Source organism: Acinetobacter sp., assembly GCF_039596015.1.
In the GTDB taxonomy this organism is placed as follows: Bacteria; Pseudomonadota; Gammaproteobacteria; order Pseudomonadales; family Moraxellaceae; genus Acinetobacter.
Genome location: NZ_JBCNKN010000001.1, coordinates 22,969 through 39,962 on the forward strand (window position 1 = coordinate 22,969; position 16,994 = coordinate 39,962).

16 protein-coding genes are annotated in these 16,994 nt (G+C 39.6%); 8 read left to right on the forward strand and 8 right to left on the reverse strand.

Annotated elements, in window-relative coordinates:
* Window positions 1-149: 149 nt before the first annotated feature.
* Window positions 150-374 carry a 50S ribosomal protein L31 gene (gene rpmE, locus ABDV70_RS00085; protein WP_343594470.1) on the forward strand — a complete coding sequence of 75 codons (225 nt, stop codon included), beginning with the start codon at window positions 150-152 and terminating at the stop codon, window positions 372-374.
* 65 nt (window positions 375-439) lie between these two features.
* Here the strand turns inward: rpmE and ABDV70_RS00090 are convergent, their stop codons facing one another.
* The 3 genes from ABDV70_RS00090 to epmB are packed head-to-tail and all read right to left on the reverse strand — an operon-like array spanning window position 440 to window position 5,319.
* The gene (locus tag ABDV70_RS00090; protein WP_343594471.1) at window positions 440-2,533 is read right to left on the reverse strand and encodes an EAL domain-containing protein; all 2,094 of its coding nucleotides are present in this window, start codon (window positions 2,531-2,533) and stop codon (window positions 440-442) included.
* Entirely contained in the window at window positions 2,530-4,287 is a 1,758-nt protein-coding gene (locus ABDV70_RS00095) for a GTPase (protein ID WP_343594473.1), read from the reverse strand. Before ABDV70_RS00095 ends, ABDV70_RS00090 begins: the two co-directional genes overlap by 4 nt.
* A 15-nt stretch (window positions 4,288-4,302) precedes the next feature.
* On the reverse strand, window positions 4,303-5,319 hold the full coding sequence (gene epmB / locus ABDV70_RS00100) for an EF-P beta-lysylation protein EpmB (RefSeq protein WP_343594474.1): 1,017 nt from the start codon (window positions 5,317-5,319) through the stop codon (window positions 4,303-4,305).
* Between the two features lie 70 nt (window positions 5,320-5,389).
* Here epmB and efp point away from each other — a divergent pair, with 70 nt between their 5' ends.
* The 4 genes from efp (at window position 5,390) to ABDV70_RS00120 (ending at window position 9,885) form a co-directional block, all read left to right on the forward strand.
* On the forward strand, window positions 5,390-5,959 hold the full coding sequence (efp, locus tag ABDV70_RS00105; RefSeq protein ID WP_343594475.1) for an elongation factor P: 570 nt from the start codon (window positions 5,390-5,392) through the stop codon (window positions 5,957-5,959).
* A 161-nt stretch (window positions 5,960-6,120) separates the two neighbouring features.
* Window positions 6,121-8,241 carry a carbon starvation CstA family protein gene (locus tag ABDV70_RS00110; RefSeq protein WP_343594476.1) on the forward strand — a complete coding sequence of 707 codons (2,121 nt, stop codon included), beginning with the start codon at window positions 6,121-6,123 and terminating at the stop codon, window positions 8,239-8,241.
* Window positions 8,238-8,537, forward strand: coding sequence for a YbdD/YjiX family protein (locus ABDV70_RS00115; RefSeq protein WP_343594477.1), 300 nt, complete (start codon window positions 8,238-8,240; stop codon window positions 8,535-8,537). The genes ABDV70_RS00110 and ABDV70_RS00115 overlap by 4 nt, the downstream gene beginning before the upstream one ends.
* 169 nt (window positions 8,538-8,706) lie before the next feature.
* Window positions 8,707-9,885: an aminotransferase class I/II-fold pyridoxal phosphate-dependent enzyme gene (locus tag ABDV70_RS00120; protein ID WP_343594478.1), complete on the forward strand. Its 1,179-nt coding sequence runs from the start codon at window positions 8,707-8,709 to the stop codon at window positions 9,883-9,885.
* Window positions 9,886-10,059: 174 nt separating this feature from the next.
* Here the strand turns inward: ABDV70_RS00120 and arsH are convergent, their stop codons facing one another.
* Genes arsH through ABDV70_RS00135 form a run of 3 tightly spaced genes read right to left on the reverse strand, consistent with a single transcriptional unit; the run spans window position 10,060 to window position 12,132 of the window.
* Entirely contained in the window at window positions 10,060-10,764 is a 705-nt protein-coding gene (arsH, locus tag ABDV70_RS00125) for an arsenical resistance protein ArsH (RefSeq protein WP_343594479.1), read from the reverse strand.
* Window positions 10,765-10,770: 6 nt separating this feature from the next.
* Window positions 10,771-11,811 (reverse strand): ACR3 family arsenite efflux transporter, encoded by a 1,041-nt coding sequence (arsB, locus tag ABDV70_RS00130; protein WP_343594480.1) that lies wholly within the window; start codon window positions 11,809-11,811, stop codon window positions 10,771-10,773.
* 3 nt (window positions 11,812-11,814) lie between these two features.
* Window positions 11,815-12,132 carry a metalloregulator ArsR/SmtB family transcription factor gene (locus ABDV70_RS00135; protein ID WP_343594481.1) on the reverse strand — a complete coding sequence of 106 codons (318 nt, stop codon included), beginning with the start codon at window positions 12,130-12,132 and terminating at the stop codon, window positions 11,815-11,817.
* 82 nt (window positions 12,133-12,214) lie between these two features.
* On the opposite strand from ABDV70_RS00135, the gene arsC reads away from it, so the two are divergent.
* Both arsC and ABDV70_RS00145 read left to right on the forward strand, forming a co-directional pair.
* Entirely contained in the window at window positions 12,215-12,652 is a 438-nt protein-coding gene (gene arsC / locus ABDV70_RS00140) for an arsenate reductase (glutaredoxin) (protein ID WP_343594482.1), read from the forward strand.
* A gap of 84 nt (window positions 12,653-12,736) precedes the next feature.
* Entirely contained in the window at window positions 12,737-13,372 is a 636-nt protein-coding gene (locus ABDV70_RS00145; protein WP_343594483.1) for a CatB-related O-acetyltransferase, read from the forward strand.
* A 104-nt stretch (window positions 13,373-13,476) separates the two neighbouring features.
* Here the strand turns inward: ABDV70_RS00145 and ABDV70_RS00150 are convergent, their stop codons facing one another.
* Together ABDV70_RS00150 and ABDV70_RS00155 are read right to left on the reverse strand one after the other, a co-directional pair.
* Complete coding sequence (locus ABDV70_RS00150) at window positions 13,477-14,466, reverse strand: ABC transporter substrate-binding protein (RefSeq protein WP_343594485.1); 990 nt, start codon at window positions 14,464-14,466, stop codon at window positions 13,477-13,479.
* 3 nt (window positions 14,467-14,469) lie between these two features.
* On the reverse strand, window positions 14,470-15,057 hold the full coding sequence (locus ABDV70_RS00155) for an ANTAR domain-containing protein (protein ID WP_343594486.1): 588 nt from the start codon (window positions 15,055-15,057) through the stop codon (window positions 14,470-14,472).
* Window positions 15,058-15,634: 577 nt separating this feature from the next.
* On the opposite strand from ABDV70_RS00155, the gene ABDV70_RS00160 reads away from it, so the two are divergent.
* Window positions 15,635-16,975: an MFS transporter gene (locus tag ABDV70_RS00160; RefSeq protein WP_343594488.1), complete on the forward strand. Its 1,341-nt coding sequence runs from the start codon at window positions 15,635-15,637 to the stop codon at window positions 16,973-16,975.
* Window positions 16,976-16,994 lie beyond the last annotated feature (19 nt).

Here is a 16,994-nt window from a genome sequence, read left to right on the forward strand (position 1 = left end):
TTGAACCTAGCCCTAACATTATGTGTTTCGGTGGGTCAAAAGAATGGTCTGTTGTGGTGTTGATCTGCCTGAAAAGGCATTCCTTATTTTATAAGAGTGATCAATTGCGATGACAGCATAAGCCTTTCTTTAACTTAGGAGAATCGACCATGCGCGCCGATATTCACCCAAAATATGAAAAATTAGTTGCTACTTGCTCTTGCGGTAACGTTATCGAAACTCGCTCTGCGATTGGTAAAGAAACTCTTTACCTAGACGTATGTTCTGCTTGCCACCCGTTCTACACTGGTAAACAAAAGAACGTGGATACTGGTGGTCGTATCGACAAATTCAAACAACGTTTTGCTGGTATGTCACGTTCTATCAAACGTTAATCATACCTTTGAAACAAAAAAACGGGCATTTGCCCGTTTTTTAATGCCTGAAAAATGGCGAGGTCTTAATGACCTTGCACATCCACCAAAGCATCCATTTGTTTCTGGAAATAATCGCCCTGTAAATAACGCACATCGACATTCCACGCATTTGCAAAACTGCTCATGTCATTGAGTCGTGGCAAAATCATATCTACAGGATTAATAGATTTGTACTGTTCAATGGCCTGTTGGAACTCTTGTAAAGCAGCTTCATTGCCTAGTTTTTTGGTTAATCCTTCTTCTAGGCGGCATAGATCGAGTTTGATCTGTTGAAGCAGGGTTAAGCTTTCACGGTTCATGCCCAAATGGCGTACAGAAATTAAAATGCCTTGAGCCGCCAGTGTTTGCAGTGTATCTTTTACATGGTCGAGATGCTGAAATAATTCAATGGCAGGGAATTGTAAAACCAGCGCTGAATGTTTACTACGCACAATTGACAAAAGTTTATCGAGTAAACCAAATAACTGCTGTTGTTGATATAACAAAATATCAAGATTTAAATTAATAATGAGTTTGGTTTGTGGATACTGCGTAATAAAGTTATGTAATTGTTTACATGCTTCAACCAAAATCCAGCGATCAAGTTTAACCGATAATTCACGGTCTTTTTCGAGTTCAGTCAAATCTGCCAGATTTAACCATTGGTTTTCATGGATGATACCGCTGGTGACTTCATAGGTGTACAGTTCGGTATCTTGCTTATCATATAACTGTTGATATTTTAAGTGAATCTCGTTGTTTTCAATATGTTGGTTAATATCCACCAATAATTGTGACTCACGGTCTAACTGAATACCCAATGTTAAGTCAGGTTCAACAGTGGTTTGAATAATTGTCGGTTCTACTTCTATGGTCGAGAACTGAATCTCTTGTGTATCAGGACCTTGTAATTTTAGTGGATGTGCCAAAGCCTGTATAATCAGATACTCAAACTGTTCCTGATTTGTAATCGGTTGAGTCATATCTTTAGTCCCAATCTCGAATTGAGCAGGGTAATTATTATCATCAACACAAATGAGTTGTGGTTTGACTAAGGGCTGTAAGTTACGTAATTTAGACTCTAGTAGTTCACGTGAAGCAGCTTGGAATAGACATAAATAAACCGCAGGATTTAATCTTACAATAGGGGTTTGAATCTGTTCTTGTAAAAAGTGCTGAACATTTTTGAGATAGGCCGTTGTTGTTGCCTGATCCAGATTTGCAATATTTTCATGCGGATTTTCAAGTAAAAAGACAACAATTGCATTTTGATTGGCAGGTTCACTCAACATTCTGCGGTTTAACGGTTCATATACATGCGCAGCTAAACCTTCATTCTTGGTTATTTTTGAGGTACTTTCAGTCTCAATTGTTAATTGCAGTATATCTGGTGATGTTCCAGGTAAAAACTCAATTTTTAATAGAGGTGATTTGACCATTGGGTTTTGAGTGTGAATTTCAAAACGTGCTTGATCAAAGTGATATTGTGAAATACGTTTAAAGTTCTGTTTAAAACTTTGTACTTCCTGAGGCTGTAAAATATCTAAAAGTGGTAAACCAATAAGATCATCTTCACTTTTTAAACCAAATAAAGCCAAATATTCTGCATTTGCCTGAACATGAATACCTTCATGAATTTGAGCTATAGCAATATGATTTTCATTTGAATAGTTTTGTAGTCTGGTTTCAAATTGAGCCAGTTCTTCATTTAAATAATGTTGTGCCTGTAGTGAACGACTATAAGACAATGTTCGTACTAAACCAATGTAAAAACGATCTGGATAGTCCAGATTAAATAGGTCATAAACGCCTTTATTAATATAGTTCAGGTATTGAGACGGATTATAATCTTCGGGGTTAAGCAGCAGCAAAGGAAGCTGGGGTTGATGAGATGCACGAATTAAGGCAAGTGCTTGTTCAACTTTAAAATCATACGCTCGGCCAAACAGTACGACATCCCAATGCGTATTAATTTGTTTTTCAAAACTTTTTACATCATCGAGTAACCTTGCCTGAACCTGATGTCCTTTAGAGGTTAATAAATCAATGATCTGATTATAGCGAATTTGGTTATCATCAATAATGAGTAAGCGGGTATCAGCTTGCTTTAATTTGTTTGATAAAAAGGCATTTCTCATTTCAGACTTTCCCAGAGATCTTGTTTTTTCATGGTTTCAGCATGTTCTTGAATAAATTGGTCGAGTAGAATTTGCTCATCCCCATTAAGCAACTCAAAGTCCAATTGCGTAAAACTCTGACTGACCAATTTACATTCTGTCAGATAAATTTTAATTTGTTTTTTCCCAAAACGTAATGAAATTCCCTGTTGGGATTTAAACGTTTGAGACCCCGGCACTATAATAGACAAATGTGCAGTGTTTAACACCTCATTTTTTAAAATAAGCGCTGGATGGTAAAGCAAGGAATTTCGTTCAGCGCTGAGCTGTACCGAACACGGTGTCATTTCCTGAGATAGGATTTCAATACCAAATTCAAAATACCTGTCACTAGATTGCTTTAGCCAACGAATAACTCCACCGCGCCATGGACTTTTTTCACTTTCCTGCACCAGAATAAATTCGCCCGCACGTAATTGTTTGGGTGGCATATTAGACCAGCGAATGCGATAGCCATTAATACTAATATCCATAATGGTACAGCTATAAATTTGTTTCGCTTCCTGATCAAGCGTTTGATAATTATGCTGTGTTGTGATGACTTCACTATTCCATGTAGAAAGGAACTTTGAAGTGCTTTGTTGGACGTCTATGGCACTGTCTAACTGTAAAGTCTGGTTAAAGGGTGTCGCATGTGACAAATAAAAGTGTGCAGTTTGTAAACCAAAAACAAGTTGAATATTGGAAGTAAAATCATAGCGCTCATAACGCCGTTCAGGCATATTATTTAATAAATTTTGAACGTGAAAAATAAGTGAAGGGCTTAAATAATGTCGTTCGGTTGAAGAAATATGTTTATTATTCGGTAAATTGGCTAAGTTAATATGTTCGAGTAAAGACTGTGTTTCAACAAAAAAGATATTTTCATCTTTCTTAGGTTTAATATTATTGAATACAGGTGGAAAATCATTATCCGTCTGAATCACATAACGTGTAAGATTAGTTTGATGTCTTGAAATACGGGTAAGTTTTACCCATTGAAACGTGCATTGATAAAGCGCATGAATTTCAATTGGACGGATTTGATGGGTATTTAAAATATCCATCAGGGTAATTTGGCTATAAACTTGATCAATATTCTTGAGTGGATGTGCTGTGCCCTGTAAATGATTAATATCTTCCTGATAAAAATCATTTTGTTCAGCGAGATTAAATAAACGGTGACCAATACGCCACTGTCCAATGAGCGCATTTTTATACAGTACCATTTGTTGATATTTGAGTAGGCTAATTTGTTCTAATGCATAATAGGTACTGAGCGTTCGGATATTATGCAAGTTTTTCTTTTGCCTAAACGCAAATAAAGAAAATTTATTTTCATTTAATTGTTGGTCAACATTCAATGCAATATTGAGATAAATTCGGGCAAGATAGCAACGGAACTGTTGGGCGAGGTCGACGCTATGTTCATTGTAGTTCGTCACACTGTAAAGGCCGTCAAGAAAATGCTTTTCTAAAAGGCTCAGTGCTTGCTCTACAGATAAATGTAGGCTTTGAATAAAATCAAAACGGACAGAATCTTCACACTCAAGTTCTGAAATCTCAATGACGGCATGAAGTAAATTTTTGGAAGAATCTCCAAGCTGTATAGATGGTAATTGAGCAAGCCAGTATTGCAATGCAGCTAAGTTGGTATCACAAAAACTCAAAGACGCCCTGTCTTTTTCAACAGGCGTCATAAAAAAATCAGATGGATTGATACTAACAGCTGTCATAATTCCCCTCATTTTTTAAAAAACTTTTGTCCCATATAAGGGTGTTTTATTGTTTTCCCCAGCGACTTCTCTAACGAGTTTGGGAACCAAATACCCAGGAAGGGTAGCAAGTAATTCCGTATAAATCTGTTCGATTTTTTGTAGTTTTAAATCGAAGTGCTGAGCGCCTTTTACTTTATCTAAAACATGCAAATAATATGGCATGACCTGAGCATCAAATAGGCGATAACTCAACGCTGTCAAAACATCAGGGGAATCATTTACCCCTTTAAGTAAAACTGCCTGATTCAGCACAGTGATTTGATTATGAACAAGTTGGCCCAGTTTCTGAACCGTATAATCATCCAGCTCGGCAGCATGATTAGAGTGTATCACTACTATGATACGTAACCTACTGTTTTTTAAAATTGTGACAAATTCATCATCAATCCGACTTGGAATGACAACTGGGACACGGGAGTGGATGCGTAAAATTTTAAGTTGCGGAAGACTTTCCAGACGTTTTAACCAAATTTCGAGTTTAGCGTTAGAGAGGGTTAAAGGGTCACCGCCACTTAAAATCACTTCATTAATTTGAGGGTTTTGCTCGATATAGTTTTTGATTGCATCCCAATCATTATTTTTAGGTAGATTTTCTTGATAGGGGAAATGACGGCGGAAGCAGTAACGACAATGTACCGCACATGCGCCTGTGAGTGTGAGCAAGAAACGTGACTGGTATTTATGTAGTACACCGGGAAGCTGGTTGGCTTCTTTTTCACCAAGCGGATCTGTGACAAACTCTGGATGATCTTCTAATTCTAGATGATGGGGTAGAACCTGAAGTAAAAGTGGATCAAAAGCATCACCAATGTTCATTTTTGCAACAAATGCACGAGGAACACGTAATTTGAATTGTTCAGAAGCAAGGATTGCCCCTGATAATAATTGATCTGTTGAGAGCTGAAGTTGCTGAAGTAACTCTTTTGGATCAGTAATTAGATCACTAAGTTGCGTTTTCCAGTTTTGCTCTTGATACAAATAGTTTATCATGCCACTTGTTAAAAATAATGCTAGTCTAGCATTAATTGATTTAAGTTAGTAAGTTTGGAGTGTGCCAGTCATGGCCAATTATTCTACAAATGAATTTAAGCAAGGCTTAAAAGTCATGCTTGACGGTAACCCATGTTCAATCATGGAAAATGAATATGTAAAACCTGGTAAAGGTCAGGCATTTAACCGCGTTAAATTGCGTAACCTTAGAACAGGTAAAGTATTAGAAAAAACTTTTAAATCTGGCGACTCTCTAGAAGCGGCTGATATTGTAGAAGTAGAAATGGACTACTTATACAATGATGGTGAAATGTGGCACTTCATGGATCCAGAATCTTTTGAACAACTTGCTGCTGACAAAACCGCAATGGGTGATGCTGCAAAATGGTTAAAAGATGACTCTAATGCTAAATGTTCAGTGATGCTATTCAATGGTGTTCCATTGAATGTAAGCGCACCGAACTTTGTGATCTTAAAAATTGTTGAAACTGATCCGGGTGTGAAAGGTGATACGGCTGGTACTGGCGGTAAACCTGCGACACTTGAAACAGGTGCAGTTGTACGTGTTCCTTTATTCGTACAACAAGATGAAAGTATTCGCGTAGATACACGTACTGGTGAATATTTAGAACGTGCATAATGGTCGTAAAATAGACTATGATCAAAAGGGTGACACATGTTGCCCTTTTTTTATGCCAAAGTCGTAGATAAAAAAAAGGGTGTGGGGTGTAGAGTCACAAGGAAGAGAACAAATTGTAATAAAAACAATTGCGTTTTTATTAAAGATAGACGAGGGATGTCATGGATCGTGATCTACGTCAAGGTAAAGCATCAATTACTTCAATGTTTGTTTGGGTCATTGTTGCAATTATTGGTGCAGTTTCCTTTGGAATGCTCGCATTAAGTCGAGGCGAACAAGTCAATGCGGTATGGCTGGTGCTTGCCGCATTATGTACATACAGTATCGCTTACCGTTTTTATAGTCTGTATATTGCCAAGAACATTTTTGAAATCAATCCACGTCGTTTAACGCCTGCACATCGTTTGGCGGATGGTTTGGATTATGTCCCAACCAATAAATATGTTTTATATGGTCACCATTTTGCTGCTATTGCAGGTGCAGGTCCTCTAGTTGGGCCAATTCTGGCAGCACAAATGGGGTTCTTGCCAGGTACTATCTGGCTATTGGTGGGTGTCGTCTTTGCTGGCGCGGTACAAGATTTTCTGGTGTTGTTTATTTCTACTCGACGAGATGGTCGTTCGCTCGGTGAAATGGCAAAACAGGAACTCGGAACATTTGCAGGGATTGTGGTCATGCTTGGAACACTGGGCGTGATGATTATCATCCTTGCTGTTTTAGCTTTGGTTGTTGTAAAAGCTCTAGCACATAGTCCATGGGGTGTTTTTAGTATTGCTGCAACCATCCCGATTGCCTTGTTTATGGGCGTCTATATGCGTTTTATTCGTCCGGGTAAAATTGCAGAAGTATCGATCATTGGTTTTATCCTGATGATGCTTGCCATCGTTTACGGTGGTAATGTTGCGCAAGACCCATACTGGGGTGCATTCTTTACCTTAACAGGGACACAGTTGACATGGTGCTTGATTGTTTACGGATTTATTGCATCCGTTTTACCTGTTTGGCTATTACTTGCCCCTCGTGATTATCTGTCTACTTTCTTGAAAGTTGGTGTGATTGCAGGCTTAGCAGTTGCGATTGTAGTGGCATTGCCTGAACTCAAAATGCCAGCAGTAACACATTTTATTGATGGTACTGGCCCTGTATTTGCGGGTAGTTTATTTCCATTCTTATTTATTACCATTGCCTGTGGTGCAATTTCAGGTTTCCATGCTTTAGTTGCGAGTGGTACAACACCGAAATTAGTCGAAAATGAAAGTCATATCCGCATGATTGGTTATGGTGGTATGTTGACTGAGTCTTTTGTCGGCATCATGGCGCTGATCTGTGCAACAGTATTAGACCCAGGGATTTACTTCGCGATTAACTCGCCAGCTGCATTGCTCGGTACAGACCCGCAGACTGCTGCCGAAGCGATTCGTCAGATTGGTTTTGTGGTTACTCCAGATACATTGACTGTACTTGCCAAAGAAGTGGGGGAATCCAGCATTCTTTCTCGTGCAGGTGGTGCACCAACTTTTGCAATTGGAATGGCGCATATTTTGTCAGAACTGTTTAATAACCGTTCAATGATGGCATTTTGGTATCATTTCGCCATTTTATTCGAAGCGTTGTTTATCTTAACTGCTGTGGATGCGGGTACACGTGCCTGTCGTTTCATGGTGCAAGACACGCTTGGTATTGTTGTACCTGCAATGAAAACTTCACGCTCCTTTGTCGGGAATATGTTTGGTACTGCGATTGCCGTGGGTGGATGGGGATATTTCGTTTACCAAGGTGTAGTCGACCCGCTAGGTGGTGTTAACTCGTTGTGGCCGCTTTTCGGGATTGGTAACCAAATGCTTGCTGCAATGGCATTGATCTTGGGTACAGTCATTTTAATTAAAATGAAGAAAGAGAAATATGTTTGGGTGACGATTCTTCCAACAGTCTTTTTGGTTGTAACCTCAATGGTTGCTGGCTGGCAAAAGATCTTCCATACCAACCCTAAAATTGGTTTCTTGGCACAAGCGCATAAATTCTCTGATGCAATTGCCCGTGGTGAAGTGCTAAAACCTGCTAAAACATTAGAAGAGATGCAGACCATCGTATTGTCAAATCAGATTAATGCGGCTTTATGTGCATTCTTTATGATTGTACTGGTGGTGATGATTTTTGCCTCTATTGGTGTGGTACGTCGTGCTTTAGCAAGTAAGACACCAACAGTAAATGAAGCACCTGCGATTTATGCAGATGAATTACCCGAAGCAGATGTTGTCAATACACAAGGAGAACGTGTATGAAGCTTAAATATGCCAAACAGGGTGCAACGGTCTTGACCAATATCATTAAAATGACCGTATTGTCGCAAAAACACTTGGTTTTATCTCCTAAAAACTGGTCGAAGATTGCAACGCTTTGGCAACGATTACAGCAAAGTTTTCGTTTGATGGTTGGCGTGCCTGATTATGCGACCTATTTGCGACACATGCAGCAACATCATCCTGACTTAACACCGATGGATGCAAAAACCTTTTATCGTTATTGTGTTGATGCACGATACCCATCAAGTGGCAATTTGAAAAAATGCCCGTGTTAATCGATTAAATTAAGCTAAATCCGAATGGTATATGTCTCGGCATATACCATTTTTATATGAAAGATCGGACAGATGTATTTAAAGTAGAATAATAATTTGCTGATACTTTTCTATTAATTGAACGCTTTTTGCTTTAACTTTCTTTAATAATGAATCATTTGATAACACCATGAAAATATCTGAACGCGCACAGTCTATTTCACTTTTTTTTGCTATGGAATTTGGAAAAAGGGCAGCACAACTTTCACAGCAAGGCCACCATATTATTAAATTAAGTTTGGGTGAACCAGACTTTGGTGCGCCGCCTGAAGTGATCGAAGCAGGAAAAAACTTGATGGATGGTCGCCCATTGCCATATACCTCGGCTTTAGGATTGCCTGAATTACGTCAGAAAATTTCTGAGTTTTATCAAAAAACACATGGCGTTTATGTCGACCCTGCCCGAATTATTGTCACGGCTGGGGCATCTGCGGCATTACTTTTACTCACTGCGGCCTTAGTGGATGCGGAGGATGAAGTGATTGTCGGCGATCCATCCTATCCGTGTAATCGCCAATTTTTAAGTAGTTTTGGTGCCAAGGTGAAATTGGTAACGACCAATGCAGCATCAAAATATCAAGTCACAGCGCAATCGGTGAAAGACAATTGGTCGGATAAAACAACGGGACTGATGATTGCGACACCTTCAAATCCGACAGGAACATCGATTCCTGTTGCCGAGTTGAAACAAATTTGTGAATGGGCGCGTCAACGTCAGGCATGGCGAATTATCGATGAAATTTATTTAAATCTTGCAGACCATGATGAACAAGGACATGCGCCACAAACGGTACTTGCTTTTGACCCAGAAGCGATTGTGATTAATAGTTTTTCTAAATATTTTGGAATGACGGGTTGGCGTTTGGGCTGGTGTGTGGTTCCTGAGTCGATGGTTTCGATTATGGAAAACCTCGCTCAGAATTATTTTATTTGCCCTTCAACCATTGCTCAACATGCGGCATTGGCGTGTTTTAGCGATGCCTCTTTGGCGGTATGCGAGCAAAGACGCAATATTTTTCTTGAACGTCGTCAATTGGTTTTAGAGGGCTTAAAACGAATCGGGCTGTTTGTACCTGTGGAACCCAATGGTGCATTTTATGTTTATTTTGATGTCAGCAGTACAGGCTTAAGCTCTTGGGAGTTTTGTGAACGTGTTTTACAAGAGGCACATGTAGCCCTTACTCCGGGGCAAGATTTTGGTTTTTGTGACGCAAATACCCATGTAAGGCTGTCTTATGCGGCATCGGCAGAGGAATTAAAACAAGCTTTACAGCGCTTGGAAACATTTATGCAATCTTTAAGCGCATAATCATGTAAAATTTTTATTTTATTGATATTTTTTAAATGTTTGTGGTGGATAGATATGGTCTCTGGTGCAAGCTTTGAATGATATCAGGCATTTCGTATATAAAGTGGTACAGCGAATTTAAAAAGCGTGGGCAGGAAATTCTTTCACTGCCCATAAAAACGAGTTTGATAGTTTTTATAGTGATTTTTGGTTGACTCGTTTGGAGAGTTCTTCAGCACTTTCGACTCGTTCAGAATAGCGATCTGTGAAATATGCAGCTTGCCCTCTGGTCAGAAGTGTGAACTTATAAAGCTCCTCCATGACATCTACAATTCGGTTGTAATAAGAGGATGGCTTCATCCGATCATGTTCATCAAATTCTAAAAAAGCCTTTGGAATCGAAGATTGGTTTGGAATGGTGATCATCCGCATCCAACGACCAAGAATCCGCAGTTGATTGACAGTATTGAAAGACTGAGAACCTCCGCACACCTGCATGAGGGCAAGGGTTTTGCCCTGAGTCGCACGAATTGCACCTGCTGCTAAAGGAATCCAGTCGATTTGCGCTTTAAAAATTGAACTCATTGAACCATGACGTTCGGGGGAACACCAAACCATACCTTCAGACCAAGCCAATAGTGCATGGAGTTCTTTCACTTTTGGGTGATCCATGTCTGCATCTTCGGGTAACGGTAAGCCTTTGGGATGGTAAATTTTTACTTCGGCACCAAAGTATTCCAAAATTCGCCCTGCTTCTTGAACAGCCAGTCGGCTAAATGATTTGTCTCGATTTGAACCATAAAGCAGTAAAATACGAGGCGGATGTTCAAGTGCTTGTGCTTGAACTTTCTCAAGTGTAGGTTGTTCAAGTAAGTCTAAATGGATATTTGGGAGCGTCATTGGAGATTACACCTCTTTAAAATATTTTTTCTTTAGCCATAAAGACACACTGACCAAACTAATTAAAACAGGGACTTCAACCAGTGGGCCAATTACCGTTGTAAATGCAACAGGCGAAGCTAGACCAAAAGTTGCAATTGCAACCGCCAGTGCCAATTCAAAGTTATTGCCTGCGGCTGTAAAGGAGATAGCTGTGGTACGAGGATAGTCATTGCCCATCCATTTACTTAAGAAAAAACTGATAAAGAACATCGTGACAAAGTAAATGGTCAGAGGAATCGCAATTCTGAGTACATCGAAGGGTAGTTGAACAACCTGAGCACCTTTTAGACTAAACATGGCGACAATTGTGAATAAGAGAGCAATAAGGCTGAGCGGGCTAATTTTAGGAATAAATTGTGTTTGATACCATTGCATACCTTTTTGTTTAACCAAAATTAACCGAGTTAAAAATCCAAGTAAAAATGGAATGCCTAAATAAATAAGTACGGCATGGGTAATTGTCCAGAAATCGACCTGAATAACGTGCGCCTCTATCCCGAAATATGGGGGTAGAACTGTAAGGAATAACCACGCATAGGTACTAAAAAATAAGATTTGAAAGAGGCTGTTAAAGGCAACCAATGCAGCAACATACTGGTTATCTCCGCAGGCAAGACCATTCCAGACCAAAACCATTGCAATACAACGTGCTAAACCAATCAGAATTAAACCTGTCATATATTCAGGATAAGACTGTAAGAAAATAATGGCTAAAGCAAACATTAAACACGGTGCGATCAGCCAGTTCTGAATTAAAGATAAAGTCAACGTCCGTTTATCTTTGAAGACTTGAGGCAGCGTTGCATAATCGACTTTGGCAAGCGGTGGATACATCATCAAAATGAGTCCAATCGCAATAGGGATATTGACGGAATCCAGACTGAATTTGTTCAAAGCAACAGATGCTTGAGGAAAAAACACCCCAATGCCAATGCCGGCTGCCATTGCAATAAAAATCCATAGTGTTAGGTTACGGTCTAAAAAAGAAAGTTTTTTTGTGGACATGATTTACTCACAACAAACTGAAATTGAAGAATTTTCAGGTTGGTTTAGTCCATCATTTTGTTGGGCAATAATATTTAAAATGTCGGTTGCCCACGTTGGTAAATGAGGATTTAAACGGTAATAGACCCATTGTCCTTTTCGTTGATCTAACAAAATAGACAAATTACGAAGGAGTGCTAGATGTCTTGAAATTTTGGGTTGGCTGAGCCCTAGACGTTCAGTGAATTCGCAAACGCAAACATTTTGCTTGGCTAAAACCAGTTTTAAAATGTCCAGTCGTGTCGGGTCTGAAAGGCATTTAAAGAAATCAGTTTGATTCATGAGTCGAATCCTAAATATGCTATTGCGAATATACGGATATCCATATATAAAAGCAATATCAAGATTAAAGAGAAAAAGGCACATGTCTCATTCAATTAAAATTTATCACAACCCTGCCTGCGGTACTTCACGCAATACCTTGGCGTTGATTCGTAATACGGGACAAGAACCAGAAATTATTGAATATCTTGAAACACCACCGAGTCGCAATGAACTGTTGATGATGATAGAAAAATCAGGGCTTTGTGTGCGTGATGCTATCCGTCAAAATGTTGAACCTTATACGCATTTAAAACTGAGTGAGGCACATTGGACCGATGAGCAGCTGATTGATTTTATGCTTGAATATCCCATTTTAATTAATCGTCCATTTGTGGTGACTGAACTAGGGGTGAAGTTGTGCCGACCATCTGAACTTGTGTTGGATCTGTTATCTGCTCCGCAATTACACCCATTTCATAAAGAAGATGGGGAAATCATCATTGATGAGAATTTACAACGAGTAGATAAAAATATATGAGTCTTTAAAAATGCTCGGGCTTTTGCTTAGATCGTGGTTAGAACTCGCTATAATGATAGATTGTTTATTTTTATCATTGACCGTATGAACCCAGCCGCCACAAATTCTCCAGTTAAACATTGGTGTGAATTTGAGTTTATTTCGAAAACAGTCAAAAATCCCAATATTCATATTCAGGGAAATTACAGCTATTACAGCGCCTATTGGGACAGTGGTTTTGAACATAATGTCGTGCGTTATTTGCATGAAAAACCTTCAACGCCCGAAAAACCGATAGATCAGCTTTATATTGGTAATTTTGTCTGTTTTGGTGCAGAGTGCGTCATTATGATGGGGGGAAACCAGTTGCATCGCCCTGACTGGATTTCAACTTTCCCATTCGACACCCGTAGTTTTGTGCCTGCGGGGGATACTGTGATTGGAAGTGGCTGCTGGATTGGCAGTCGAGCCATGATTATGCAAGGTGTGAAATTAGGTGAGGGGGCAGTGGTCGCAACGGGCGCGGTGGTGACCAAAGATGTGCCACCTTATGCTGTGGTAGGTGGTGTGCCTGCAAAGGTGATTCAATATCGTTTTCCGCAAGTGCAAATTGAAAAACTGCTTTCAGTTCAGTTGTATGATCTGGATGAAAAGCAGATTTTAAAAATGCGTGAGGTATTACAAGGTGATGATATTGATGGCTTGCTTGAGTATGTCATGCAACTCAAAAAATCAGTTTAATGTTGTGATTGCTCTAAAATAGGCAAAAAGAACAATGATTTATTTTGGTCTTTGAAAAAATCTCTCATATTTTTACAGCATGAGAGATTTTTTTACGAGATAGTTTAGTGTGAATAAATACAGTTGTGTGCAATATATTTAAGGTCAAAATCGGAATCTTGGATTTGTCCCCATTTTTCCATTTGCGTCATAATCCATTGAAAATCATCTTGTTTAGGGATGGACGTATCGTGAATAAAATGTTGAATGATCTGCTGTATGGCATAGTAATGTTGCGTATGGACGGTATCTGAACTATGAAACCGTACAATTTGGTAATCCACCAAAAGTTGCCAAACCGCCTGAAAGTCTGACATTTGTTTTAAGTCTTGTTGTGCAGCAGAAATAGCCTTGGTCATGGCATGCACCGTGTTGGGGTGTTGGGCGGCCCACTCTTGAGTAAAGGCTAGAACTTTATCTGCTACAGGGGGAATAATGTCCTGACTTGATGCCACAATATGACTGACACCCAAAATCTCCCCTTGAATATTCCACGGTTCACCCACGCAAAAACCATCAATGGTATGGTTTGAAATAGCTTCGACCATGTAAGGTGGTGGGAAGGTTGCAAGTTTAATACTTTTTGCGGTGTCTAAATTGGCAAGTGCGAGCCATTCACGTAAACAATAATGGTGGATGGAATAGGGAAACACATGTGCCAGTTGGATGGTTTGCCCATGTTGCAATGCCTGAACAATTTTTTGTGCGGAAACAGTTGGTTGGTCTGCTGTACTGATGGATAAGTCATAACTGAGTTTTTGGCTCAGACTGATTTTGGCGCAGTTTTGACTCAGTACCAGAGAGGTTTGAAACGGGATGCCTATTTGGTCAGAACCAATCGATGCCGCAGGTAGCATGGCAGACAGACAGTGTGCGACATCCAGCATGCCAAAAGCCAAACGGTCACGTAAACTGGCCCAAGACACTTCTTTGACCAGTGTGACATCTAAACCTTGCGCTTCAAAAAAGCCCTGATGCTTGGCCCATAAAATAGCAATACAGTCGAGTAAAGGAATATAACCCAGTTCGATATGGTCTTTTTCTAAATGCGTCATGGCTTAGTCCTTTAACTGTGTATTCAAAAGTTCTTGGGCATCAAGTAAACGTCTGGACATTTCACCCATCGTCATGCGATGGCTCATGGCATTTTTACGCAATGACTGAAAGGCAGCATCTTCACTTAAGCCATGTAATTGCATGAGCAACACTTTTGCTTTTTCAATATCTTTTCGGTCTGCCAGTTTGGTTTTTGTTTCTTTTAAGTCGTCTTCGAGTTTTTTATGTTTTTTAAATTGTTCAATGGCAATGGCTAAAATAGAATCTAATTTGCTAGGTTCAATACCATCTAAAATATACGCCGTCACGCCTGCATCAATTGCATTTTTAATAGTGTCTTTATGGCTGTTTTTGGTGAAAAGTACCGTCGGCAGGTTAAATTGACTGACACAGTTTTCAATAATATCTCGGTGTGGATTATCCATATCCAATAAAATGACATCGGCATGTAAATGTTCAAGCCGTAGCATATTGACATAATCTAGCGTTAAACAGGCAACGACATCAAAACCATGTTCAATCAGCGACTCTTTGATAAAACGTGCACGATCAGAGTCTTCATCGAGCAGGGCAATTTTAAGTTTTGGCATATTTAGCTAAACAAGAAGACACGATAAATTTATTTTACATAGCTTGTGTGATAAGCAAATTAAATGCCAATTGGAATATTAAATAAGAATATAGCGTTGTCGTTGTAGCCTTGCTTTAAAATAAGGCATAACGGATTTTTTAGCATTGTAATAGCGCAAATATATAGAGCACGTTGCGTGTTTGTGACGTTATTAGAGATTCAAAATTGTATTGGGATGATCAAATCACGAAAGTGATGTTTGATATGCTTTCGGGTATTGTCATTGAGATCAATATAGCCAATGTTTGATTAAGTAGGATGATTAAAAAATACTCATTTTATATTCGATAGACATTTAAATAGGGTCTTTAGCAATTTAGGTTGATTTTGATTAAGTTCAATGAAAAATAATAAACAGGTATCGAGTAGCGATTTATTTTTTTAAACTGGCATGATCATTGCTAATTAAATTACAGGTCAAAGATGACTTTTAAACCCAGTTTTTAAATAGACGGTCAAAGGCGCCCGTTCTGACAACATCAAGTAAGTCGATGAACTTACCTGATTCGTTGAATATTCAGTTCAGGAGATGTCCGATGTCTGTTGATTTATCTGCAAAAAAAGCAACTTCAATCCAGCTTTTTAATTTTTCAACGCCCGCAATGCGCGCTTTCCATTTGACGTGGCTGGCATTTTTTGTCTGTTTCTTCGCATGGTTTGCCTGTGCGCCTCTCATGCCTGTGATCTCGGGCGAGTTTCATTTAAGCAAAGACCAGATTGCCAATATCAATATTGCAGCGGTTGCGATCACCATTTTAGTCCGTCTGATCATTGGCCCACTTTGTGACAAATATGGCCCGCGTCGGACTTATACGGCTTTATTGTTGATTGGCAGTTTGCCTGTTTTTGGCGTGGCTGCTGCAAACAGTTATGAATCGTTTCTTTTTTTCCGTTTATTGATTGGTGCCATTGGGGCAAGTTTTGTGATTACCCAATATCACACCAGTGTCATGTTTGCTTCAAATGTGGTTGGAACAGCAAATGCAACAACCGCAGGTTGGGGAAATGCAGGCGGTGGAGCAACACAGGCATTAATGCCATTGCTTATGGCTGGGTTAGTGATGATGGGTGTCGACAGCGCATTTGGATGGCGCGTGGCACTGTTAGTCCCAGGTATTCTGATGGTGATTGTGGGTATTTTATATTGGAAATGCACCCAAGACAGTCCACAAGGCGATTTTAAAGCGGTTCGTGCTTTAGGTGTAAATGTCGGAAGCGAGAAAAAAGGCGGGATTGCCATCTTAAAACAGGCCGCTAAAAACTATCGTGTCTGGATTTTATTTATCACTTATGGCGCATGTTTTGGGATCGAAATTTTTATCCATAACATCATTGCGATGTATTACGTCAATAACTTCGAGTTTAGTTTAAAACAAGCTGGTTTTACCGCAGGGATTTTTGGGTTGCTTGCATTATTTGCCCGTGCCTTGGGTGGCATTGTGTCTGACAAAGTTGCACTTAAAAAAGGTCTCGATGGTCGTACCAAAATCCTTTTCATCATGATTTTGGGTGAAGGTGTATTCCTGACGCTCTTTTCACAAATGCATGTGGCGAGCTTGGCGATCATGAGCATGACTGCTTTTGCACTCTTCACTCACATGGCGTGTGGTGCAACTTATGCGTTGGTTCCATTTATTGACCGCAATGCTTTAGGTGGTGTTGCAGGCATTATTGGTGCAGGCGGTAATGTGGGGGCAGTCGCTGCGGGTTTCTTGCTTAAGGGAATGCTAGATATTCAAAGCTGTTTGATGGTGTTGGGCATTTTGGTTGTGGTTGCTGCGGTATCGGTCATTTTTATTCGCTTTAGCCCTGAGCATAAACACAAAGAGCAAATGCTATTTGAACAAGCATTGGCTGAACGTAATAGCTTGGCTTAAGCCCATTGAAATAACAAGG